The sequence below is a fragment of the Bradyrhizobium sp. I1.14.4 genome (assembly GCF_050435825.1).
In the GTDB taxonomy this organism is placed as follows: Bacteria; Pseudomonadota; Alphaproteobacteria; order Rhizobiales; family Xanthobacteraceae; genus Bradyrhizobium.
In genome coordinates, this window is record NZ_JBNDLA010000007.1 from 213954 (window position 1) to 237649 (window position 23696).

Below are 23696 nucleotides of genomic sequence, written 5' to 3' on the forward strand. Positions count from 1 at the left end.
TACTAGTTGTAATGTTACCTCCTTAGCAATCCACCGAGCGCGCCGCGCACCAGCGCGCGGCCGATCGAGCCGCCGACCGAACCACCGACCGATTTGCCGAGATCTGCGACCACGCCGCCGACCACCTTGTCGGTCACCGAGCGCGTGACGCTGCGCGCGATCACCTGCCCGGTCGACATGCGGCCGCGCTTGACATTGGTGCCGAATATCGAGGCGGCGATCGAGCCGATCTGGCCGAGGATGCCGCCACCCTCGCCACCACCCGCACCGTCCGCCGGCGCCGCCGCCCCTGACAGACGCTTCTGGATGATCTCATAGGCGGATTCGGCGTCGATGGCGGTGTCGTATTTACCCTTCACCGGGCTCGCATCCATGATCGCCTTGCGCTCCTCCGGCGTGATCGGCCCGATCCGCGCCGACGGCGGGCGCACCATGACACGCTCGACCATCGACGGCGTGCCGCCCCCCTCGAGGAACGACACCAGTGCCTCACCCTTGCCGAGTTCCATGATCACCCGCGCGGTGTCGAGCTTCGGATTGGGGCGGAAGGTCTGTGCGGCTGCGGCAACCGCCTTCTGGTCGCGCGGCGTGAAGGCGCGCAGCGCGTGCTGCATGCGGTTGCCGAGTTGCGCCAGCACCTTGTCCGGCACGTCGATCGGATTCTGGGTGACGAAATAGACACCGACGCCCTTGGAGCGGATCAGCCGCACTACCTGCTCGATCTTGTCCATCAGCGCCTTCGGCGCGTCGTTGAACAGCAAATGCGCCTCGTCGAAGAAGAACACCAGCTTCGGCTTCGGCAGGTCGCCGGCCTCCGGCAATTCCTCGAACAATTCCGAGAGCATCCAGAGCAGGAAGGTGGCGTAAAGCCGCGGGCTCTGCATCAGCTTGTCGGCGACGAGGATATTAACCATGCCGCGGCCGTCGCGGTCGGTCCGCATGAAATCCTTCAGCGTCAGGGCCGGCTCGCCGAAGAACTTCGTGCCACCCTGGTTCTCGAGCACCAGCAGCTGACGTTGGATCGTTCCGACCGTCGCCTTGGACACATTGCCGTAACTCTGTGCAGCCTTGCGGATCGACGCCAGCGGATCTTCCTCGTCGTCGGCGGCTTTCTTGCTGCCGTTGGGCGCGATCGCATCCAGCAGGGCGCGCAGATCCTTCATGTCGATCAGCGTGAGGCCATTCTCGTCGGCAACCCGGAAGGCAACATTGAGCACACCTTCCTGCACGTCGTTCAGATCGAGCATCCGCGAGAGCAACAGCGGTCCCATCTCGGTCACGGTGGCGCGCACCGGATGGCCCTGCTCGCCGAACACGTCCCAGAACACGGTCGAGAACTGATCCGGCTGGAAGGTCAAGCCCATTTCCTGGGCGCGCTTCAGGATAAAGTCCTTGGCCTCGCCGACTTCGGAGATACCGGAGAGATCGCCCTTGATGTCGGCTGCGAAAACCGGAACGCCGGCGCGCGCAAATCCTTCGGCCATGACTTGAAGCGAGACGGTCTTGCCGGTTCCGGTTGCGCCCGTGACGAGGCCATGCCGGTTGGCCAGCGCCAGCGTCAGCCAGGCCGTCGCCTCGCCCTTGCCGATAAAAATCGTCTCGTCGGTATCGGCCAACTTGTTGTCGGAGGTCGCCATCGCTTCGCCTCTATCGCGCAGATTTGGATCGTTTCGATCGCCGTACCCGGCTCGAACATCGTCGAACGCGGTTCGACGTCGACCCGGATTCGTAGATCGAACCAATGCCATCATATTGCATCTTGCGGGTCGATTGAAACCGTCAGCGGATGCCGACGTGTATTGTCGCGCCAACAGTTCCTCATACTTTATTCCCTTCAAAGTGACGAAAGGCATTGCGCATTGCGACAAGATGGTGTGAATCCGCCGCTCACTCTTGCAGCGAGGCAACAGTCACGGCGCGATCGCAAAAGAAAACGAACTGAAATGCGCGGATCGCTTGAATTTCGTGGCACAGGCGCTCAAGATAAATCCTCAAGAACGATCCGGCAAAGACCGGTTGAGGCGGGGCAAGATGGACGAATTGGTTGGGCAGCTGGCCGCGAAGGCCGGCATCGATGGTGCTGTCGCTGAAAAAACCATCGGCATCGTTCTGGGTTTCCTCCGTAACGAGGGACCCTCCGACAAAGTCCAGACTCTGATCGACCAAATCCCCGGCGCCGAAGCGGCAATCGCCGCCTCCAACAACAGCGGTGGTCTATCGCGGTTGATGGGCGGCGGGCTGATGGCTGTCGGCACCCGGCTGATGGCACTCGGATTGAGCATGAGTGAAATTCAGAACGTTGCGCGTGAACTTTTCAGGTTCGGTCGCGACAAAATCGGAGCGGATCAAATGGGCGAGATCATCTCGGGGACACCGGGCCTCAGCCAGTTTGCCTGAAGCACTCCTCGCAACGTCCTTGCACGTGCGCTCCCTTCTACCTGCATACGAGTATCATGACATACCCCCTCTCCGAGATCGAAGGCCTGTCCGCCTATTGTGCCACCAAACTGAAATCGCAGGGTATCCGTACGACCGACGCGCTGCTTGAAGCCGCCCGCACCGTCAAGGGACGCAAGGTGCTCGCCGCCAAGACCGGGATCAGCGAACAGCAACTGCTCGAATGGGCCAACATCTCCGACTACATGCGGATTCCGGGAATGGGCAAGGCGAAGGTCGGCCTGGTCCGCGCCGCCGGCGTCACCACGGTGCGCGAGCTCGCGCACCGCAACCCGTCGCGGCTGGCGCAAAGCATGAAGGACGCCAATGTGAGGCGTAAGCTCGTCCGTGTGATGCCGTCCGAGAAATCGGTCGAGCTGCTGATCGAAGAGGCACGCAAGCTGCCTCCCAAGATCACCTATTAGCATCATCTATTAGCTTGGCTTAACGGCATCCCGCCGCCGCCGGCGCCACGCATCTCCGCGACACCTTGACTTGCCGCTACGGTCAGCGCAAAGCCACCGCATGATGGCGACCAAGCCCATAGCATCGGCGGTGGCCGGCCCAGCCGTATCAGCTGTGCTGCCGGCGCTGCTGTCGAGGCCTTATCCGGCTGTGATGGGCATCCTGAACGTGACGCCGGACTCGTTCTCCGACGGCGGTCAGTTCATCACACCCGAACAGGCACTGGCGCAGGCCCGCAAGCTGGTCGCCGACGGCGCCGACATCGTCGACATCGGCGCGGAATCGACCCGCCCCTATGGCTCGCAGCCGGTCTCCGCCGAGGCAGAGATGGCGCGGCTGCAGCCGGTGCTGGCCGAGGTGATCGCGCTCGGCGTGCCGGTCTCGATCGACAGCATGAAATCCGAGGTCGTGGCCTGGGCGCTCGACCAGGGTGCTGCGATCGCCAATGACGTCTGGGGCCTGCAGCGCGATGCCGGCATGGCGCCGATCATCGCGGCACGCGGCGTGCCTGTGATCGTCATGCACAATCGCGAGCAGGTCGACCCGGCGATCGACATCATGCAGGACATCGCCGCATTCTTCACCCGCTCGCTCGAGATTGCGGCGAGCGCCGGCATTGCGCCAGACCGGATCGTGCTCGATCCCGGCATCGGCTTCGGCAAGACGCCGGAGCAGAGCATGATCGCGCTGGCGCGGCTCTCGGAGCTCAATGCGTTCCGCCTGCCGGTGCTGGTCGGCGCCTCGCGCAAGCGCTTCATCAGCACGGTCGTGGCCTCGGAGCCGCAACAGCGGATCGGCGGCTCGATCGCGGCCCACCTGATCGCCGCGCAGAATGGCGCCCGCATCATCCGCGCGCATGACGTCGCGGAAACCGTTCAGGCGCTGCGGGTGGCCGCAGCAATCGAGGGACAGCAATGACCGATACGATCTTCATCACCGGGATCGTCATTCATGCCCGCCATGGCGTGATGGAACATGAGACCGAAGTCGGGCAGCGCTTCGTCATCGACCTCGAGCTCTATACCGACCTCTCGGAATCCTCGCGCACCGACCGCCTCTCCGACACGGTGTCCTATTCCAACGTGGTGGCGACCGCGACATCGGCGTTCAAGAATACCAATTACAAGCTGCTGGAGCGCGCCGCCGGCGCGGTGGCCGAGGACATCCTGGCCACCTTCCCGCGCGTCAGGGCGGTCAAGGTCACCGTGCACAAGCCGCATGCGCCGATCGCGGCAATCTTCGACGACGTCGGCGTGGTGCTGACCCGCTCGCGCCATCCGCCGTCGCAGAGTTGAACGCCCATGGATGAACGCCCAAGGTTGAGCGCCTATGCCTGACGTCCTGATCGCCCTCGGCGGCAATGTCGGCGACGTCCGCGCCACGTTTCGCAAGGCGATCGCCAATATCTGCGGCATGACCCAGGCCGCCCTCTTGGCACGTTCGTCGGACTATTCGACGCCGCCCTGGGGCGAGCAGCAGCAGGACAGCTTCATCAATGCCTGCATCGAGATCGAGACCAGCCTCGATCCGCATGCACTGCTGTTCACGCTGCACAAGATCGAAACCAAATTCGGCCGCGACCGCACCAACGAACAGCGCTGGGGCCCGCGCACCCTCGACCTCGATCTGATCGCCTATGACGACATCACACTCAACAAGCCGGAACTGACACTGCCGCACCCGCGCCTGTTCGAGCGCGCGTTCGTGCTGGTACCGCTCGCCGAGATCGTTCCCGACCGCGTCATCGCCGGGCGGCTCGTCGCGGACGCGCTGGCTGAGGTCTCCGCCGACGGTATTTTCCGTCTAGCGGACCTCGATTAAGGCCAACCACCTCAAACAAAAGTTTGGCTTGGCCGCCCGCCCGTGGCAATTTCCGGCCCAATCAAGGGGGCTCGTCGCGGGCCCGATGAAGGACGATTTGGGCGGATGACGACCTCGACTGACGATTTGCCTCTGGCTTCGGATTTTCGACCGGCGAGCTATGACGACTGGCGCAAGCTCGTCGACGGCGTGCTGAAGGGCGCCCCGTTCGAGAAGCTGGTCGGCAAGACCTATGATGGCCTGAGGATCGATCCGATCTACCGCCGGGCCACCAACACCAGCCCGCTTGCCGGCCGCGCCGCTGCGACCCCCTGGCAGATCCTGCAGCGGGTCGACCATCCCGACGCCGCGCAGGCCAATGCGCAGGCGCTGCACGATCTCGAGAACGGGGCGAGCGGCCTCGAGTTCGAGTTCGCCGGCGGGCCCGGCACGCGCGGCTTCGGTCTTGCCGATGCCAGCAAGAAGACGCTGGCGCGGGCCTGCGGCGGCATCCATCTCGATGCCGGCATCATGATCGCGCTCAACCCGGTGCTCGGGCGCGAGAATGCCGGCGAGACGTTTGCCGACATGGTCGAGGACCGCAAGCTCGACCCGGCCAAGCTCGACCTGCATTTCAATTACCAGGCGCTCAGCACGGTTGCCGTGCGCGGAGCCGCGGCTATCGCCTGGCCCAATTACCAGAAGTCGTTCGGCCAGGTGGTCAACGGCCTGATCAAGCGCGGCTTCAAGGGACCGTTCGTGCTGGCCGACGGCCGGCCGGTGCATGATGCCGGCGGGTCCGAGGTGCAGGAGCTCGCCTTCACGCTCGCGGCGGGCCTCGCCTATCTGCGCATGCTGGAAGCCGCCGGTATCGACCTCGATCCGGCGCGCGCAGGCGTCTCGTTCCGGCTCAGCGCCGACGCCGACCAGTTCCTGACCATGGCGAAATTCCGCGCGCTGCGCCGCCTTTGGGCAAGGATCGAAGAGGCCTGCGGCCTTGCGCCGAAGCCGATCTTCGTCAACGCGCAAACCGCCTGGCGGATGCTGACCCAGCGCGACGCCAATGTGAACATGCTGCGCGCGACCATCGCGACCTTTGCCGCCGGGCTCGGCGGCGCCAATGCGATCACCGTGCTGCCGCACACGCTGGCGCTCGGCCTGCCCGATGATTTCGCCCGGCGCGTGGCGCGCAACACGCAACTCGTGCTGCTCGACGAGTCCAATCTTGCCAAGGTCTCCGATCCTGCGGCAGGCGCCGGGGGCATCGAGACGCTGACCTCGCAGCTTTGCGAGGCGGCGTGGACGCTGTTCCAGGAGATCGAGAAGGCGGGCGGCGTCTTCGCCGCGCTCGAGCAAGGGCTGCTGCAACAGAAAGTCGCCGCGACGCGGGCCCGGCGCGAAGCCAACGTGGCGAAACGCCGCGACGTGCTGACCGGTGCCAGCGAATTCCCTGATCTGCACGAGGCTGATCTCGCGGTGCTGGATGTGAAGCCGGCAGCGCCAATGTCCACGGCCGGTGCCAAGGTCACCTTCGATGCCCTCGCGCCGATGCGGCTCGCCGAACCGTTCGAGGCGCTGCGCGACAAGTCCGATGCCGCACTGAACGCCCATGGCGCGCGGCCGAAGATGTTCCTGGCCAATCTCGGCACGCCGGCGGATTTCACGGCCCGGGCGACCTTCGCCAAAAGCTACTTCGAGACCGGCGGGATCGAGGCCATTGACAGCGAGGGCTTTGCCGACGCGGCGGTGCTCGCCGCGGCCTTCAAGGCCTCGGGCGCGGCGATGGCGTGCATTTGTTCCTCGGATAGGGTCTATGCCGCCAGCGCCGCCGAGGCCGCCAAGGCCCTTCACGGCGCCGGAGCAAGGCATATCTATCTGGCAGGACGGCCCGGCGACCAGGAAGCGGCGCTGCGGGCGGCCGGCATCGGTGAGTTCGTCTTCGCCGGCGGTGACGCGCTGGCGACATTGCGCGACGCCTATCGGCGGATGGAGCAGACATGACGGCAGAGGCACCATCAACACCCGTTCTGACCGGCGGCTGCCAATGCGGCGCGGTCCGTTTCGCCGTCTCGGGCGTTCCGGCCAAGATCAGCATCTGCCATTGCCGGATGTGCCAAAAAGCCTCCGGGGCGCCGTTCGCTTCCTTCGCCGACATCGAGCGAACCAATTTCACCTGGACCCGTGGCAAGCCGGCGGCATTCAAATCCTCGTCGATCGCCGAGCGCGACTTCTGTGCGGCCTGCGGCACGCCGCTCAGCTTCCGACGGATCGACGGTCCCCGCATCGAGATCATGACCGGCGCCTTCGACCGGCCCGACCGGGTGATTCCGACGCAGCAATATGGAACCGAGTCCCGGCTCGGCTGGGTGGTGGGCATCGCCAATCTGCCGAGCCAGACCACGATGCAGAATTACGGACCGGACAAGATGGCGACCATCGTCAGCCATCAGCATCCGGACCATGACTAAGGAAGCCAAGGAATGACCCGCATTCCCAATTTCGCCGATGTCGCCTTCCAGCCCGTTGCCACGGCGATGCCGGCTGCGAGCGCCGAGCCGTGGCTGACGCCCGAAGGCATTCCGGTGAAATCCGTCTATAGCGAGGCCGATCTGGAAGGCATCGACTTCCTCGAGACCTGGCCTGGCATCGCGCCCTATCTGCGCGGCCCCTACCCGACCATGTACGTCAACCAGCCCTGGACCATCCGGCAATATGCCGGCTTCTCGACGGCCGAGGACTCCAATGCCTTCTACCGCCGCAACCTTGCGGCCGGACAAAAAGGCCTGTCGGTCGCGTTCGACCTCGCCACCCACCGCGGCTACGACTCGGACCACCCGCGCGTCTCCGGCGACGTCGGCATGGCCGGTGTCGCGATCGATTCCATCTACGACATGCGCACGCTGTTTGCCGGCATTCCGCTCGACCAGATGAGCGTATCGATGACCATGAACGGCGCGGTGCTGCCGATCCTCGCGCTGTTCGTTGCGGCCGCCGAGGAACAGGGCGTGCCGCCGGAGAAACTCTCGGGCACCATTCAGAACGACATTCTGAAAGAGTTCATGGTGCGCAACACCTATATCTATCCGCCGGTGCCCTCGATGCGGATTATCTCCGACATCTTCGCCTACACCTCGCAGCGGATGCCGAAATACAACTCGATCTCGATCTCCGGCTACCACATGCAGGAAGCCGGCGCGACGCAGGACCTTGAGCTCGCCTATACGCTGGCAGACGGCGTCGAATATCTGCGCGCGGGACTAGCCGCGGGCCTCGACGTCGACCGCTTCGCGCCACGGCTGTCGTTCTTCTGGGCGATCGGCATGAACTTCTTCATGGAAGTCGCCAAGATGCGCGCGGCACGGCTGCTGTGGGCCAAGCTGCTCAAGCCGTTCAATCCGAAGGATCCGCGCTCGCTGTCGCTGCGCACACATTGCCAGACCTCGGGCTGGTCGCTGACCGCGCAGGACGTATTCAACAACGTGATGCGCACCACCATCGAGGCGATGGCGGCAACGCAAGGCCACACCCAGTCGCTGCACACCAATGCGCTCGACGAGGCCTTGGCGCTGCCGACCGATTTCTCAGCGCGCATTGCCCGCAACACGCAGCTGTTCCTGCAGCAGGAGAGCGGCACCAACCGCATCATCGATCCCTGGGGCGGCTCCTACTATGTCGAGCGGCTGACTCGCGATCTCGCGGCCAAAGCCTGGGGCCATATCCAGGAGGTCGAGGAACTCGGCGGCATGGCCAAGGCGATCGAGGCCGGCGTGCCGAAGCTGCGGATCGAGGAAGCCTCCGCCAAGACCCAGGCGCGCATCGATGCCGGCCGGCAGGCGGTGATCGGCGTCAACAAGTACAAGCCGGAGAACGAGCGGCCGATCGACGTCTTGAAGGTGGAGAACTCCACCGTGCGCCGGCTGCAGATCGACAAGCTGGCTCGGCTCAAGAAGGAGCGCAACCAGAAAGACGTCGATGCGGCGCTGGCCGCGCTCACCCGCTCGGCGGGCGAAGGCAACGGCAACCTGCTCGCGCTCGCAATCGACGCCGCGCGCGCCAAGGCCACCGTCGGCGAGATTTCGGACGCGATGGAAAAAGTGTTCGGCCGCCACCGTGCCGAGATCAAGTCCATCACCGGCGTCTACAAGCGAGAGGCAGCGGCGATGTCCAACAAGGTCGAAAAGGTGCAAGAGCTGATCGACGCCTTCGAGGAAGCCGAGGGCCGCCGCCCGCGCATCCTCGTCGCCAAGATCGGCCAGGACGGCCATGACCGCGGCCAGAAGGTGATCGCATCCGCCTTCGCCGATGTCGGCTTCGACGTCGATATCGGACCGCTGTTTGCAACCGCCGACGAAGCGGCCCGGCAGGCGGTCGAGAACGACGTGCATATCCTCGGCGTCTCCTCGCTCGCCGCGGCGCATCTCACCGCGGTGCCGGAATTGAAGGCCGCGCTGAAGAAGCACGGCCGCGAGGACATCATGATCATCATCGGCGGCGTGGTGCCGCCGCAGGATTATGATGCGCTCTATGCAGCCGGCGCCGAGGCGATCTTCCCGCCGGGCACGGTGATCTCGGATGCCGCCGAGGAGCTGATCCACAAGCTCAACGCCCGGCTCGGCCATAGCGAGGCGGCGGAGTAGGACTGGTTCAACGTCTTGCATGGCCGTGAAGCCGTATCTGACGCCGGAAGGCGCCAGGATCTTCGGCGGCGCGCGGCCGAAGGGCGACACGGACGATCCGCTATAGGCGTCATCAACAAGCCTCGCCGGCGCTACCCGCGTTCCCCTCGCATGCCATGGCCAGCCGTTGTAAAGCTAGAACAAGATGGATTTACGCCAAACCGAGCAGCGAGCTCCGCTTCACCTCGCCCCGCGTGCGGGGAGAGGTCGGAACGTATCGTCAAAAGCGTTCCGGGTGAGGGGGAATCTCCGCAGATGCAGCTATCTCCGAATACGCGTAGAGAGCCCCTCACCCCAACCCTCTCCCCGTAAGGACGGGAGAGGGAGCGCAGCGCCCTCGCCGTCGCTATTCGACCCAAACTCATCGCGCTCTTAGGCCCATGATCGCCTCGAAGCCTGCCTCTCCCGACATCCGCGCCCTCGCCAAGGATCTTCGCGCCGGCCACCGCGCCGCGCTGGCACGGGCGATCACGCTGGTCGAGAGCCGGCGCGGCGATCACCAGGCGGCAGCGCGCGAGCTGGTGCAGGCGCTGTTGCCCGACACCGGCAAGGCGGTTCGGGTCGGCATCACCGGCTCGCCCGGCGTCGGGAAATCGACCACCATCGATGCGCTCGGCATGTTCCTGATCGAGCGCGGCCACAAGGTCGCGGTGCTGGCGGTCGATCCTTCCTCGGCGCGCACCGGCGGCTCGATCCTCGGCGACAAGACGCGGATGGCACAGCTCGCGATCTCCGATCAGGCCTTCATCCGCCCCTCGCCCTCCTCGGGCACGCTCGGCGGCGTCGCGGCAAAAACCCGCGAGGCGATGCTGTTGTGCGAGGCCGCCGGCTTCGACGTGGTGCTGGTCGAGACCGTCGGCATCGGCCAGTCCGAGACCGCGGTCTGCGACATGACCGACTTCTTCCTGGCGCTGATGCTGCCGGGTGCCGGCGACGAGCTGCAAGGCATCAAGAAGGGTCTCGTCGAGCTCGCCGACATGATCGCGATCAACAAAGCCGACGGCGACAACCTCAAGCGCGCCAACCTCGCGGCCGCCGACTATCGCAGCGCGCTGCACATCCTCGCGCCGCGCTCCGAGCACTGGCATCCGCCGGTCGAAACCTATTCCGCATTGACTGGCGCCGGGCTCGACCGGCTGTGGCAGAAGATCCTCGACCACCGCACCGCGATGAACGCCTCGGGCGAATTCGAGGCCCGCCGACGCGAGCAGCAGGTGAAGTGGATGTGGTCGATGCTGGAGAGCCGGATGATGGCGCGGCTGCGCTCGGACGCCGCGATCCGCGCCAGGGTGAAGAAGATGGAGGCCGAGGTCGCCGGCGGCCGCATCTCGCCCGCGGTCGCCGCCGAACAGATCGCGGAGATGCTGCATTGAGCGGCAGGTTGCGCATCCTCGTCACCGGCTTCGGATCGTTCCCGGGTGCGCCGTTCAACCCGACCATGCCGCTGGTGAAGCGGCTGGCCGGGCTACGCCGCCCGGCCTTCGACAACGTCGCGCTGACCAGTTACATCTTCCACGTCACCTACGCGGCCATCGATCGCGAATTGCCCGAGCTGATCGCACAACATCGCCCACAGGCGCTCTTGATGTTCGGCCTCGCCGGCCGCAGCTCACACCTGCGGATCGAAAGCCGCGCCCGCAACGCGGTGACCACGCGCTTCCCCGATGCCGGCCGCCAGCATCCGCGCAAGGGATCGATCGAGGGCGGCGCCGATGCGCGGACGTTCGGGCCGCACAGCGAAAAGCTGCTGCGCGCGGCGCTTACGACCGGCATCGATGCACGGCTCTCGCGCGATGCCGGCAGCTATCTCTGCAACTATCTGAGCTGGCGCGCGATCGAGGCCGTGAACAGCGACCACGGGCTGCGCCTTGCACAATTCGTCCATGTTCCACCGCTCGCCCATGACGGCACGGCTGCGCCCGGCAAATCATCCATCACGCTGGAAGCGCTCGTCGATGCCGGCGAAGCCATGCTGCTGGAGCTGGTGAAACTGACCCGGCAGGCCGTGCGCGGGTGAGCGATCCAGTACGCCGCGGCCCCTCGGCTCAGCACTGGCGTCTCTGGAATACTGGATCACCCGCTACGCGGGTGATGACACCGAGCTGTATGACCACGTGAATCTGTTGCACCGGGGATTAACCCTACCGCCAACAATCGCTCCGTAGCGTCGGCGTCTTCACCATGCCGCGCCGCATTTCGCGCTACCACTCGGGCGCGAACGTCACCGCTCGCGACTATTTGCGAGGGCTGTGCCCATGGACGTCAACCGTCGCCATCTGATCGGCACCTCCGCCGCCGGCATCGCCGGCGCGCTTGCCATGTCGCCGGATGCTGCGCGCGCCGCCGCTCCGACCGGCTCGCTCGGCCGCGACGTCACGCAATATGGCGTCCGTCCGGGTAGCAACGACGACCAGACCCGCAATCTGCAGCGCGCAATCGACGACGCCGCACGCGCGCAGGTGCCGCTGGCATTTCCCCCCGGCGTCTACCGCACCGGCCTGTTGCGCCTTGCGCCGGGCAGCCAGTTGATCGGCGTGCGCGGCGCCAGCCGGCTGGTGTTCAACGGCGGCGCCTCGATGCTGGAAGGCGAAGGCGCCGGCGGCCTCGTCCTGATGGGCCTCACCTTCGACGGCGGCAACGTGCCGCTGCCGAACCGGCGCGGCCTCGTGCACTGCCTGTCCGGTCGCGACATCCGCATCACCGATTGCCAGTTCATCGGCAGCGGCGGCGCCGGCATCTGGTTCGAGCAGATGTCGGGCGACGTCAGCAACAACATCTTCACCGACATCGCAAGCACTGCGCTGGTGTCGTTCGACGCGCTCGGCCTGATCGTCTCGCGCAACACCATCAAGGGCACCAACGACAACGGCATCGAGATCCTGCGCACCGCGATCGGCGACGACGGCTCCATCGTCGCCGACAACCGCATCGAGGACATCAAGGCCGGCCCCGGCGGCTCCGGGCAGTACGGCAACGCCATCAACGCGTTCCGCGCCGGCAATGTGATTGTACGCGGCAACCGCATCAGGAACTGCGACTTCTCGGCGGTGCGCGGCAACTCGGCCTCCAACATCCACATCACGGACAACAGTGTCAGCAATGTCCGCGAGGTCGCGCTCTACTCGGAATTCTCGTTCGAGGCCGCTGTCATCGCCAACAACACCGTCGACGGCGCCGCGCTCGGCGTCTCCGTGTGCAATTTCAACGAAGGCGGCCGCATCGCGGTGGTCCAGGGCAACATCATCCGCAACCTGTTGCCGAAGCGCCCTGCCGGCACCGACCCGAACGACGGGGCCGGCATCGGCATCTATGTCGAGGCCGACACATCAGTCACCGGCAATGTGATCGAGAACGCGCCGACCTTCGGCATCGTCGCAGGCTGGGGCAAATATCTGCGCGACGTCGCGATATCAGGCAATGTCGTCCGCAACTCCCTCATCGGCATCGGCGTCTCGGTGGTGCCGGGCGCGGGCACGGCGCTGATCAACAACAACATGATCTCGGAAACCCCGCGCGGCGCGGTGGTCGGGCTCGACCATGCCCGCCCGATCACGTCAGACCTGTCGGCGGGCGGCGCCCAGCAATATGCGCAGCTCATGGTCGGCGCGAACGCGGTGCGGCGCTAGATCCTGATCCGGAAAAGTGCGAAGCGGTTTTCCCTCGCGACAAACGCGGAACGCGTTTGCGCGGAGATCATGCTCAAACAGGAGGCTACAGCGCGTTGCGCAGCAGCGGATAGCGCCGCTGGATGGTGTCGAGATCAAGCACCGGCGGCGGCATGACCGGAGGCGGCATCTCCAGCGAAGGCGCGTCGGCCACGGTGGGCGGCTGCTCCAGGACCTCGGCCGCCGTCTCCAGCGCAGCCGCGACCGCGTTCATTGCAGCCTCCGCCAACGCCGCAGCCTCCGAGCGGCGCTCAGGCGGCGGCGAGATGTCGCGCGGCGGCAATTTCGACTTGCCACGGCCGAGCCAGGACAGATCGATCGGCGAATTGTCGAGCGAGGCTTCGCGCGACAGCAATTCGCGCCAGATCTCGACCGCGGCCCGGGCTTCCCTGATGTTCTCGAGAAAGGCCTGCTCGCTGTGATAGCGGCGCCAGCGTCCGGTTTCGAACAGCTCGTTGAGGTGTTCCAGCCTTTGCTCGGCAAGGTTGCACCAGCGTGCAACGATCTCCTGGCCTCTGGCCACGTCGGTCCGATGTGTCATTCAACTTGCCCGCAGGGAAAGAAACGGACGCAGACGCAACCGAACCGAACCGAATCAACTGGACGTGACGCCGATATTCTGTGGAAAAGGTAAATAAAGTCTAACTAAATTCTTAATCGCGAACGGTTGTTGAAAGAAGTCCGCTCTACTACGGAGTTTCTTGCGCGAACCATCGTCAGGTCATCGACTTGCATGGTTGCGGTGCGCATCGTTCCCCCGCACCGCGCGGCCCGATGATCCACAGCAAACTGTCGCAACCGTCGCGCGCCTGCCGTCGCGATCGCGCTGCGCCGTCGGCGCCATCGGTTGCGTTCGGCCAAGACGGCCATGCAAGGTGGCCCAAAATGAAAGACCCGTCCGGGGGGACAACCGGACGGGTCAAAGCCATATGGGCGCTTGGGGTGGATGGGCGCTCGCGCCTGATATAGCCGGGGAGGGATAAACCGCTCCCACACACATAAGTCGTGAGAGGAAGGCGGACGTTCAAATCCTCGGCGATTTTTTTGACCTTCTCGCCGCGCGGTTCCATCGCACCATTGCAGGCGTTTGCGCCGAAAATCACTGCGCAGCACGGTGATTTGCAGCGAAATCGTCCGATGCGATCGATGGCGCGGTATCATTCAGCACGCGGCTCACGGAAGTGTTATTGCCGTCCACTTCCTGTACAGGCTGCGACGGTTTGTCCGCGGTAGCCGCGACGGGAGCATTGGTCGCCGCCATCACCGCGGCAAGAGCATCCGCCTCCCCCGCCCCGAACAAACTCTGGGCGTAGGCGGAGCCGGCAAGACAAGCCAGCAACAACGCTGCGGCCGCGACGGCCGCTCTGTTCGTCGATCTGGTCCGGCCGTTAGCGGTCATGGTGACCACAGCTCGGCGCAGAACCGTCAGCGCCGCTTACGGCGTTTCGACCGCGAGGCTGACGATCTTCTCTTTCTGCAAGCGGGCGATCAGCGCGGCGACGGCGTTCTTGTCCATCGCGCGGAACTGCAACCGGAACATCCCGCCCTTACCATCGACGATCGAGGCCTGGTAATTGTCGAGCAGCGACGTGATATCGGCGATCCTGGCATCCGGCGTGAAGCGCACCAAGAGCCGCGTCGGCGTGGCCGCCACGCTGGCGCCGAGGTCGCGAGTGATCGGTGCACTGGCCGCGCTCGGCGCTGTTGGGGCGCTGCGTTGTTCGGCGACATCAAGCGAGGCGGTCTGGAACGAAGCCGGCGGGCTGTGCATCAGCACCGCGCCGATCACGCCGGCTTGCAGCAACACTACGAGCGCACCGAGGCTGGACGACCAGGCCAGCGTCCGCGGCGACAATTTCGAAAAGAACTCCGAGACGCTGGCCGACATGCGCGCGCCCATCGACGGCTTGCGCTCCGGCTCGGCATCGATCGCGGCAAACAGCTTCTGCATGGCGCGCGCCGATGGCGCACCGAGGCTCTCGTTGAGGCCGATGGTCTCGGCATATTCCTCGCGGATGACGGCATATTGCCGGGCCAGTTCCGGATCGCCCGCGAGCGCGTCCTCGACGCGGCGCGCGTCACGCGCGTTCAGCGTACCGGCCGCATGCCAGGGCAGCAGCATTTCGACATCGTCTGGCTCTTGACCCTGCACCTTCTTGTTGCTCGCAGCCATCATGGCCAACCTCGCTCGACACCGGCTGCCTTCAGCAACTCGGCAAGTTTCTTGCGCGCATAGAACAGACGCGTCTTCACGGTGTTCTCCGGAATCCCGACGATCTCTGCGACGTCTTCCACGGATTTCTCGTGATAGTAGACAAGATCGACGATCTCCCGATGTTCCGCTGATAGTCCCGTCAGGCACTTACGCAGCGTGTCGCCGGTGTCCTTCTTTTGCACCACCGTTTCCGGATCGTCGGACGTGTCCTCGATCGCGTTCGCGGCCTCATCGTCCAGTTCGGCGTCCTTCCTTCGCCGCAGCGAAGACAACGCCTTGAACCGGGTAATCGCCAGAAGCCAGGTCGAAACGGCGGATCGTCCCTCGAATTTGCCCGCCTGACGCCACACGTCCAGAAAGACCTCGCTGATGAGGTCCTCCGCCACCTGTTCGTCCCGCACGAGCCGGAGCCCGAAGCGGTACACCCTAACATGGTGCCGTCCGTACAGCACCTGCATGGCGATCCGGTCGCCTTGAGCGATCCGAGCGATCAGAACCTCGTCTGAAGCCGCCTGTGTCGCGCTCAATGGCCGTCTCGCAAAGTTGGTCTGAGGGGGGTGGTGCGTGGTTCGACGCGAGAGCCAAGATTCTTCACATTACGGCAATGTCCGGACCGCATGTGTGATCTATGACACAGTCGGCAGTCCAAATATGGAAAAATCGCCGAAGGCTCGAGAAACGGTATCATAATAATGGACACTCTCGCAGACACACACCATCCGGCGTGACCATACCAAGGCCTTGCCGGCAAGCCAGCAGGGTCACGAAGCCAGCCCAGCCCCCCGGCAGAATCGCTCCCGCTCCGCGTCGGTGAACGGATTCCCCTTACGAAACAAGGATGATAACCGCATTTCCCCGGAGCAGATTCGGTTCCAAAAGATACCAAACCTAAAGGCTTTCCCACTTAGATTTTCGCCGGATTTCACCAATGGCGAGACCATGGGCAGCGCGGCGTCGTCACTTCCCAGCCCGATCACGGACACATCGGAAAGCGTCCGTCCCAGGCTGACGGTCGAGCGCCTCACGCGCCGGGCCAAGCAGCGCCGCCAGATCCAATCGATGATTGCCGCCTGCTTCGTGCTCGATGCCGTCGTGCTGCTGGTGTACGCGCATGGCGGCACCACGTCGGCTCTGGTGGCGGCGGGCTATGCCCTGACCGGCCTCTCTCTGGTCGCCGTCTACGTGTTGCTCTCGGAGCGCGGCTTTCACGAGCGCTTTCGCGACCACTATCTGGTCGCGCCGCAATCGGCCGTCAACATGGTTAACCTGCTGGTGTTCACCTACATCGCGCCGGAAGTCGGCGTGCTGTTCCTCTGCAACCTGTTCGTGGTGTTCGGCTTCGGCGCACTGCGTACCTCGGCGCGGCAGACCGCGATCATCTGGACCATCATGGTGCTGGGACTCGCCGCGCTGTTCCTCGGCACCGACAAGGCGATCGGGATGCCGACCGGCACCAGGATCGATCGCCTCGCCACCATGCTGGTGTTCGCGCTGACGATCGGGCGCTGCATGTATCTCGGCATCTTCTCGAGCTCAATGCAGCAATCGCTGTATCAGAGCGGCCTGAAGCTGAAGGAGGCCTACCGGCGCATCGAGGAACTCGCCGAGCTCGACGAACTGACCGGCGCCTCCAATCGCCGCAGCATCATGCGCACGCTCGAGGAGGAGATCGCGCGCTGCGCCCGCAATGGCAGCTCCTGCGCGGTCGCGCTGATCGACCTCGACCACTTCAAGCGCATCAACGACGTCTACGGTCATCCGATTGGCGACGAGACGCTGCGCACCTTCGCCATCGGCATGTACGCCAATCTCCGCAGCATTGATCGCTTCGGCCGTTACGGCGGCGAGGAATTCCTGCTGGTGCTGCCCGACCTGTCGCAGGACCAGGCGATCCGCGCGCTCGAGCGGCTGCGCGCGATCATCGCCGATCTCGACTGGAGCGCGTTCTCGCCGGGCATGCGGGTGACGATCTCCGCGGGCGTCACGACGCTCAAGCCGCGCGAAAACTCCGACACATTGCTCGCCCGCGCCGATGGCGCGCTTTACGCAGCCAAGGCGAGGGGACGCAACCGCATCGCCAGCGCCTGAATCCTTTCATTTCCCTATTCGGCGCCGGAGAATCCGTCGCCACCGCTCCAGGACAGAGTCATGAGTTCGAAGCCCGCGACCGCCCCCGAAAGCCTGCTCGACGAGCTGCAGACGACCCTCGCCCACGGCACCGTCGCACGCCGTGTCGAGACGCTGCGCCGCGTCACCGACCTCTTCATCAACGGCTCGGTGAACTATTCGGACGAGCAGATCGTGCTGTTCGATGACGTGTTCCAATGCCTGCTCGAGCACATCGAAAACTCGGCCAAGGCGCTGCTCGCGAACCGCCTTGCCCCGATCGACATCGCGCCGCCGCAGACCATCCGCACCCTGGCATTCGACGACCTGATCGAGGTCGCGGGCCCCGTGCTGACCCTGTCGCCGCGGCTCGACGACGACAACCTGATCGAGACGGCGCGCAGCAAGAGCCAGGCGCATCTGCTCGCGATCTCCAACCGGAAGACGCTGAGCGGCGCCGTCACCGACGTGCTGGTGCTGCGCGGCAATGACGAGGTGATCCAGAGCGCCGTCAACAATCCCGGCGCGGAATTCACCGAGCGCGGCTTCACGCGCCTCGTCAGCCGTGCCGAAGGCGACGACAACCTGTCGACCTGCGTCGGCCTGCGTCCGAGCATCCCACGGCATCTTTATCTCAAGCTGGTCGCCAAAGCGTCGGACACGGTCAGACAGCGACTCGAGGCCGCCAATCCTCAGCAGGCCAAGGAGATTCCGCTTGCGGTGAAGGAAGCGACGCGACGCGCGCGCTCGGCGCCGGCGGCCGTGACGCCGGACACCACGATCGCGCATGCGCTGGTCAAGTCGCTCTACCAGGACGGCCGGCTCGACGAATTCCAGCTCGCAGCCTTCGCCGAGGCCGGCAAGTTCGACGAGACCAATGCCTCGCTTGCCGCGCTCGCCAACGTCTCGGTCAGCGTCGCCGAGAACATGATGATCGAAACCCGCGCCGAGGGCGTGATGATCCTGGCCAGGGTCTCGGGCCTGTCATGGTCGACGGTGCGGGCAATCATCAACCTGCGCGACGACATTTCGGGCGGCGAGCCGACCGACCTGCAGGCCTGCAAGGACACCTATGAGCGGCTGCGGCCATCCACCGCGCAGCAGGTGCTCCGCTTCCACCGCATGCAGCAGTCCGCGCCCGCGGCCTGATTTTCCCGTTGGGTCCATACGGACTACAAGCAGTCAGTATCGCAACGCCCGATTTCCCATCAGGGCGCCGACGCTCGCGACGATTGCGGTCGCCAGCGTGTACCAGGTTGCGACGAACAGCGGCGAGTCATCGGTGCAATGCGACGCGTAGACGGTCGCCGCCAGTCCTGCCGAGAGCAGGCCCGCAACCGCGCCGGCGACCGCCGGCCGCGCCGGTGCGCCCTGCCGCAAGCCGTACAGCGCGCCGACCAGCAGCGGCAGCGACATCGCGGGAATCGCGGTCATGCACGCCATCGAATTCTTGCCGATCAGGCGCGTCATCATCGGCGTACGCTGCAGCATCATCATCTCGCCGCTGATGGCGGCAACGAGGATGCAGGCGGGAATCAGCAGCCACCAGCCGAAGCGGCGCAGCGAGGCTTCCGGCCGCGACAGATGCAGACTGACCGCGATCGCCGAAGCGGCGAGCGCCAGCGTCACCGCGAACTTCAGGTCGAAGAACGGATTGTGCATCGCGGTCATCACGTCGGGCCGCACGCCGAGCTCCGCGAAGAAGATCAAGAGCGAGACCGGCGCCGCCGCCAGCAGTGCCAACATCAGCGCTAGACCGATCGGACGCGCACGATAGGTGTTGTCGGCGGCAAGGGTTCGAATGAGTTGATCCGTATCCATGCTCATCGGTCCCGTAATTTCGCGGTGAGGCTTGCGAGCCCACGATGCAGCGCAACCCGCACCGCGCCCTCGGTCATCGAGAATTTCGCCGCGGTATCCTTGATCGAGGCGCTGTCGACCGCGATCGATTGCAGCACGTCGCGCTGCCGCGCGGGCAACGCCTGCAACTGGGCGGTCACCTCGCTGGGCGACGCCGTCGGCTCCGGTGTTTGCCCCGGCAGCGTCTCAGCGAAATCATCGATGTTGACGAAGATGCGCTTGCCGCGGCGGCGCAGCGCGTCGATCAGCTTGTTGCGCGCGATCGCGAACAGCCACGGCGCGAACGGGGCGCTCGCGTCCCAGGTCTGTCGCTTCAAATGCACCGCCAACAAGATGTCCTGCACGATGTCCTCGGACTGATCGACCGGTTGTCCCGCGCGCGCTAGACCACGTCGCGCCGCGGCACGGAGTACCGGCGTGATGGCCTTGAGCAGGCGATGATACGCCGCGTCATTGCCTGAAATGGCCGACCGCATCAGGTCGGTCCATTCATCCTCACGTTCGCGCACGCAGGCTCCTGAATTGCAATTCGGCCGATCTTTCAGTTCGTTACGCGGCAAGCCCGGATATCACGAACTCGTGATCATGATACTCCAGCGTCACCGCGCCAACGCTCGGCCTCAAAGAATCGCTCCGGCGGGTTTCAGTCGGTCTGGCTCATAACACCGATCGGTCCGACAAGCATCGGGCTGCCGTTCGTTGGTCCTCCGCTCGGAGGAGATTGCCCAGCTTTCGCCCCTGGATGCCCGAAGATTCCCTTTTTTTGCCCCGGTGTGGACACGCAGCGGGGTCTCATTTCGCCGTTGGGCGGGCAAAATGGGGAGATCATCAGAATGAAGATCAAAGCCAGCGGGCGCTTGGCCTTGGTGGTTGCGACAGGGCTGACAGGGTTTTTTGTGTGTATCGCCGGTCCGTTGCCGGCGCGTGCGGCCGGTTCGGATCCCGCCACGGCGAAATCCGACAGCGCAACGACCGACACGTCCGCGCAGCAGAGTTCGCGGCACGGTCGGCGCCACGCGCGTCAACACTCTTCCAAAACTGCTGACAAGACAGCGGACAAATCCGAGAGCAAGAAGGCCACCAGCGATGCCGGCAGCGTGACGTCGGCCGGCATGCCCGCCACGGTCGCCAATGCCAATGCAGAGCTGACCTCCGGCGACGACAATGCCGCGGCGACGCCGGTCAGGGCCAACGCGTTGATTGCCGCGGCCGACAAGCCCGCTGACCAGCAGTCTGACGGCAACGTGGTCGCATCCGACCAGCTTAACGACGTCGACCGGGCCCTGCAGCAGGAGCAACCGCCGGAACAGCCGCAACCCGTTCAACCGCAGATGGCCCAGCAGGAGGCGCCCGCGGCGCAGCCGCCGGCTGTTGCTGCACCCAAGCCGGCCCCGGTTCTCGCAAGCAGCGACAGCGCGAGCTGGGACCAGACCTCGCTGATCGGGAAGATCTTCATCGGCTTCGGCGCCCTGCTCACGGTGGCCTCCGCCGCACGCATGTTCATGGCCTAGCCGAGGAGCCTGCGGTCCGCCCGCGCGGGGTAGCGCCGGACCGCGGCCCAAAGCCTCGTTTCAGCCACTTGAAGCGCATCCCTCCAGCGGGCACATTGCTCGGCAAATCAGGCACGGGGTTTGCGTCATGGCTACGTTCGAATTCATCATCGTCGAGAGCAAGGGACCGGTCGGCGTCATCACGCTGAACCGGCCGAAAATGTTGAACGCGCTGTCGTTCGGCGTGTTCCGCGAGATCGCCGCGGCGGTCGACGATCTCGAGGCCGACGACAAGATCGGCTGCATCCTGATCACCGGCAGCGAGAAGGCCTTTGCCGCCGGGGCCGACATCAAGGAGATGCAGCCGAAGGGCTTCATCGACATGTTCAACAGCGACTTCACCGCGATCGGCGGCGACCGCGTCGCCCGCTGCCGCAAGCCGACCATTGCGGCAGTCGCAGGCTACGCGCTCGGCGGCGGCTGCGAGCTTGCGATGATGTGCGACATCATCATCGCCGCGGACACCGCCAAGTTTGGCCAGCCGGAAATCACCCTCGGCACCATCCCCGGCATCGGCGGCACGCAGCGCCTGACCCGCGCGATCGGCAAGTCGAAGGCCATGGACCTCTGCCTCACCGGACGGATGATGGATGCGGCCGAAGCCGAGCGCTCCGGCCTCGTGTCGCGGATTGTTCCGGCCGACAAGCTGATGGAAGAGGCGCTCGCGGCAGCCGAGAAGATTGCCTCGATGTCGCGCCCGGCCGCCGCGATGGCCAAGGAAGCCATCAACCGCGCGTTCGAGACGCCGCTCGCGGAAGGCATGAATGTCGAGCGCAACCTGTTCCACTCGACCTTCGCGCTCGAAGATCGCTCCGAGGGCATGGCGGCCTTCATCGAGAAGCGCAAGCCGGTCAACAAGAACCGCTAACCTCCCCGGCTTCTTTGTAATGCCGCGGTGACGAGCGCGCGATAGGCGCGCTCGGTGAATTGCGTCGGCTTGTCGAGGCCGAGCCGCGCCAGGCATTCGCGGTCGGCGGCTTCGGGCGGATGCCGCATGCCCTGCCACAGCAGACCGGCGAGTAGCGGCGGCGTGCGCTGCGCCTGCTGCAATATCTGCAACGCAGGAATCAGCCGCTGCTCGACGTCGGTGAAGTCGCTGCCGAACGGGAATGACGGCAACAGACCCGCGGCGCGCGCCGGCTTCAGCGCATCGCCGATGCGCTCGGGATAATTCTCGCGGTGCGCCGCTGGAATCGCGTAGCTGCGCGGCAGCTTGCCGGCGTCCTTGGCCTGCCGCATCAACTCGCTTTGGAAGCGGGCATCCGACACCTGCAACATCGCGGCGATCACGTCGGCGTCGGATTTCCCCCTGACGTCTGCGACGCCATATTCGGTGACGAAGATATCGCGCAGGTGCCGCGGGATGGTCTCGTGGCCATAGGACCAGCGGATGTTCGACTGCGTCTGTTTGCCGGACTGATGGGTTGCCTCCAGCGCCAGCACCGAACGCGCGCCTTCAAGTGCGAACGCCTGTGCCACGAAATTGTACTGACCGCCAACGCCGCTCACGACCTGGCCGTTCTCGAGTCCGTCCGAGATTCCGGCGCCCAGCAGCGTTGCCATCATCGCATTGTTGACGAAGCGCGCATCGACGCGGGCACGGCGCTTGCCGTCCTCGTCGCCAAAAATCTCGTTGGTGAAAGAGACCGGCATCATCTGGATGCGCGCCAATTGCTCCGGTGGCATCTCGCGTAGAGCGCGGTAGAACGATTGCGGCCCGAGGAAGAATGCGCCGTGCAGGATCACGCCGTCGACGTCGCGCCTGAGGATGCCGGCATCGATCAGCCCGAGGAACGCCTCGAACAGCATCTCGCTGACGCCGTACAGGCCCTTCTCGAACGGCCCGATCTCGGCCGCTGCGAGCTGTTCGGTACCGGGCGCAAGGCGCTGCATGATGCCGTGGAATTGGGCGTTCTCGCGATGGCGGACCACGAGCCCCTGCGCCAGCGCATCGCCGACCTGCCCGATGCCGATCTGCAGTGTGCCGCCGTCGCGGACCAGACCCGCGGCATGCAATCCGATCGCATATTTGGTGTCGCTGATCGGCTCCGACGGCGGCGCGAACAGCGGGAAATCGGTGTCCGGACTGTCGAGCACCGCGGCGAATTCATCCGCCGGCAGATCGCCGGGCCCGGGCATGAACGGCAGCCCGGAATTGACCTGGCCGATCAGCTTGAACGACGCCCGCCCGTGCGCACGGGCGCGCAGGACGTCGAGCGTCGTGTCGGTGTTGCAGCTGAGGCTGTAGCGCGGCACGCCGTCGACCACACGCTTGGCGACCAGCTGAGGGACGACATTCAGTCCGCGCGACAACAGGTATGACGCCGCATGGGTATAGTTTGCGGAAATGTAGTGCTGCTGGGCGAATGGCCGATACAGCCACTGCCCGGCAAGGAAGAAGAACTCGATCACCTTGATGTTGGGCGGCAGCGCGTCGCGATGCAGCGCATCCGCATAGGCCAGATCCGGATAGCCGCCGAACAGCCGATCGATCACCGGACCTATGAAGCGCTGTTCAAGCAGGCTCTTCGGCTTCGGCTTTTCCAGCGTCAACGCCGAGAACAGCGTCAGATTGATCGAGCGGTCGGCGACCGCCCGCGCATACAGCGCGTTGACGATGTGGTTGGCCTTGCCGAGGCCGAGCGGCAGCCCGACCACCAGTTCGGTTCCGACGTCACGAATGACGTGCTCCGCGATCGCCTCGGGGTCGGAGAAGAATATGGGCATCAGCAATGCACCCGGAGGAGACAGTGGATAACCGGCGTCGCTGAATCGGCGGCCGGCGGTTCGAACCTATACTTCATATGACTGTTACGTTCGCCTGTGACGAACCGGCAACAGACAAGAACTGAAATGATGTGCAGATGTCGCGCGGCGGTTTGCCTGTGGCGATACCGCCCCGTAAACAGGTAGATGTGTCGAA

Annotated in this window: 23 protein-coding genes; 15 read left to right on the forward strand and 8 right to left on the reverse strand. The window is 65.0% G+C overall.

Annotated features, from left to right (window positions below; translation table 11 throughout):
• Positions 1–14: 14 nt before the first annotated feature.
• The gene (locus ABIB78_RS17135) at positions 15–1637 is read right to left on the reverse strand and encodes a helicase HerA-like domain-containing protein (RefSeq protein WP_429026538.1); all 1623 of its coding nucleotides are present in this window, start codon (positions 1635–1637) and stop codon (positions 15–17) included.
• Between the two features lie 394 nt (positions 1638–2031).
• Between ABIB78_RS17135 and ABIB78_RS17140 the strand changes: the two genes are divergently transcribed.
• From ABIB78_RS17140 to ABIB78_RS17190, 11 genes are all read left to right on the forward strand, one after another.
• Positions 2032–2397: a DUF2267 domain-containing protein gene (locus ABIB78_RS17140; RefSeq protein WP_429026799.1), complete on the forward strand. Its 366-nt coding sequence runs from the start codon at positions 2032–2034 to the stop codon at positions 2395–2397.
• Between the two features lie 56 nt (positions 2398–2453).
• Positions 2454–2861: a DUF4332 domain-containing protein gene (locus ABIB78_RS17145; RefSeq protein WP_016841850.1), complete on the forward strand. Its 408-nt coding sequence runs from the start codon at positions 2454–2456 to the stop codon at positions 2859–2861.
• A gap of 100 nt (positions 2862–2961) precedes the next feature.
• On the forward strand, positions 2962–3819 hold the full coding sequence (folP, locus tag ABIB78_RS17150) for a dihydropteroate synthase (protein WP_429026541.1): 858 nt from the start codon (positions 2962–2964) through the stop codon (positions 3817–3819).
• Positions 3816–4196 (forward strand): dihydroneopterin aldolase, encoded by a 381-nt coding sequence (folB, locus tag ABIB78_RS17155; protein WP_429026543.1) that lies wholly within the window; start codon positions 3816–3818, stop codon positions 4194–4196. The genes folP and folB overlap by 4 nt, the downstream gene beginning before the upstream one ends.
• 34 nt (positions 4197–4230) lie before the next feature.
• The gene (gene folK, locus ABIB78_RS17160) at positions 4231–4722 is read left to right on the forward strand and encodes a 2-amino-4-hydroxy-6-hydroxymethyldihydropteridine diphosphokinase (RefSeq protein ID WP_429026545.1); all 492 of its coding nucleotides are present in this window, start codon (positions 4231–4233) and stop codon (positions 4720–4722) included.
• Positions 4723–4827: 105 nt separating this feature from the next.
• The gene (locus ABIB78_RS17165; protein ID WP_429026547.1) at positions 4828–6702 is read left to right on the forward strand and encodes a methylmalonyl-CoA mutase family protein; all 1875 of its coding nucleotides are present in this window, start codon (positions 4828–4830) and stop codon (positions 6700–6702) included.
• Positions 6699–7169: a GFA family protein gene (locus ABIB78_RS17170; RefSeq protein ID WP_429026549.1), complete on the forward strand. Its 471-nt coding sequence runs from the start codon at positions 6699–6701 to the stop codon at positions 7167–7169. The genes ABIB78_RS17165 and ABIB78_RS17170 overlap by 4 nt, the downstream gene beginning before the upstream one ends.
• A gap of 12 nt (positions 7170–7181) precedes the next feature.
• On the forward strand, positions 7182–9338 hold the full coding sequence (gene scpA, locus ABIB78_RS17175; RefSeq protein ID WP_429026551.1) for a methylmalonyl-CoA mutase: 2157 nt from the start codon (positions 7182–7184) through the stop codon (positions 9336–9338).
• Between the two features lie 419 nt (positions 9339–9757).
• The gene (gene meaB / locus ABIB78_RS17180; RefSeq protein WP_429026553.1) at positions 9758–10750 is read left to right on the forward strand and encodes a methylmalonyl Co-A mutase-associated GTPase MeaB; all 993 of its coding nucleotides are present in this window, start codon (positions 9758–9760) and stop codon (positions 10748–10750) included.
• Positions 10747–11394, forward strand: coding sequence for a pyroglutamyl-peptidase I (locus tag ABIB78_RS17185; RefSeq protein WP_429026556.1), 648 nt, complete (start codon positions 10747–10749; stop codon positions 11392–11394). Before meaB ends, ABIB78_RS17185 begins: the two co-directional genes overlap by 4 nt.
• Positions 11395–11632: 238 nt before the next feature.
• The gene (locus ABIB78_RS17190; protein WP_429026557.1) at positions 11633–13003 is read left to right on the forward strand and encodes a TIGR03808 family TAT-translocated repetitive protein; all 1371 of its coding nucleotides are present in this window, start codon (positions 11633–11635) and stop codon (positions 13001–13003) included.
• 85 nt (positions 13004–13088) lie between these two features.
• Here ABIB78_RS17190 and ABIB78_RS17195 read toward each other — a convergent pair whose 3' ends face one another.
• The 4 genes from ABIB78_RS17195 to ABIB78_RS17210 all read right to left on the reverse strand — a co-directional run bounded on the left by ABIB78_RS17195 (position 13089) and on the right by ABIB78_RS17210 (position 15784).
• Positions 13089–13583, reverse strand: coding sequence for a TIGR03809 family protein (locus ABIB78_RS17195; protein WP_429026560.1), 495 nt, complete (start codon positions 13581–13583; stop codon positions 13089–13091).
• A gap of 558 nt (positions 13584–14141) precedes the next feature.
• On the reverse strand, positions 14142–14441 hold the full coding sequence (locus ABIB78_RS17200; RefSeq protein ID WP_429026562.1) for a hypothetical protein: 300 nt from the start codon (positions 14439–14441) through the stop codon (positions 14142–14144).
• A 36-nt stretch (positions 14442–14477) separates the two neighbouring features.
• The gene (locus ABIB78_RS17205; protein ID WP_429026800.1) at positions 14478–15215 is read right to left on the reverse strand and encodes a hypothetical protein; all 738 of its coding nucleotides are present in this window, start codon (positions 15213–15215) and stop codon (positions 14478–14480) included.
• Positions 15215–15784 (reverse strand): sigma-70 family RNA polymerase sigma factor, encoded by a 570-nt coding sequence (locus tag ABIB78_RS17210; protein ID WP_429026563.1) that lies wholly within the window; start codon positions 15782–15784, stop codon positions 15215–15217. The genes ABIB78_RS17205 and ABIB78_RS17210 overlap by 1 nt, the downstream gene beginning before the upstream one ends.
• A gap of 412 nt (positions 15785–16196) precedes the next feature.
• Here ABIB78_RS17210 and ABIB78_RS17215 point away from each other — a divergent pair, with 412 nt between their 5' ends.
• Together ABIB78_RS17215 and ABIB78_RS17220 are read left to right on the forward strand one after the other, a co-directional pair.
• The gene (locus ABIB78_RS17215) at positions 16197–17345 is read left to right on the forward strand and encodes a GGDEF domain-containing protein (RefSeq protein ID WP_429026565.1); all 1149 of its coding nucleotides are present in this window, start codon (positions 16197–16199) and stop codon (positions 17343–17345) included.
• Positions 17346–17405: 60 nt separating this feature from the next.
• Positions 17406–18512 (forward strand): DUF2336 domain-containing protein, encoded by a 1107-nt coding sequence (locus ABIB78_RS17220; RefSeq protein WP_429026567.1) that lies wholly within the window; start codon positions 17406–17408, stop codon positions 18510–18512.
• Between the two features lie 33 nt (positions 18513–18545).
• Here ABIB78_RS17220 and ABIB78_RS17225 read toward each other — a convergent pair whose 3' ends face one another.
• A complete protein-coding gene (locus tag ABIB78_RS17225) occupies positions 18546–19184 on the reverse strand; it encodes an NrsF family protein (protein WP_429026570.1) in 639 nt (212 codons plus the stop codon).
• A 2-nt stretch (positions 19185–19186) separates the two neighbouring features.
• Positions 19187–19732: a sigma-70 family RNA polymerase sigma factor gene (locus ABIB78_RS17230; protein ID WP_429026572.1), complete on the reverse strand. Its 546-nt coding sequence runs from the start codon at positions 19730–19732 to the stop codon at positions 19187–19189.
• A 324-nt stretch (positions 19733–20056) separates the two neighbouring features.
• Here ABIB78_RS17230 and ABIB78_RS17235 point away from each other — a divergent pair, with 324 nt between their 5' ends.
• Both ABIB78_RS17235 and ABIB78_RS17240 read left to right on the forward strand, forming a co-directional pair.
• Positions 20057–20734 (forward strand): hypothetical protein, encoded by a 678-nt coding sequence (locus ABIB78_RS17235; protein ID WP_429026574.1) that lies wholly within the window; start codon positions 20057–20059, stop codon positions 20732–20734.
• 127 nt (positions 20735–20861) lie between these two features.
• The gene (locus ABIB78_RS17240) at positions 20862–21641 is read left to right on the forward strand and encodes an enoyl-CoA hydratase (protein ID WP_429026577.1); all 780 of its coding nucleotides are present in this window, start codon (positions 20862–20864) and stop codon (positions 21639–21641) included.
• Here the strand turns inward: ABIB78_RS17240 and ABIB78_RS17245 are convergent.
• The gene (locus tag ABIB78_RS17245) at positions 21638–23500 is read right to left on the reverse strand and encodes an acetyl-CoA hydrolase/transferase C-terminal domain-containing protein (protein ID WP_429026580.1); all 1863 of its coding nucleotides are present in this window, start codon (positions 23498–23500) and stop codon (positions 21638–21640) included. The genes ABIB78_RS17240 and ABIB78_RS17245 overlap by 4 nt on opposite strands.
• Positions 23501–23696 lie beyond the last annotated feature (196 nt).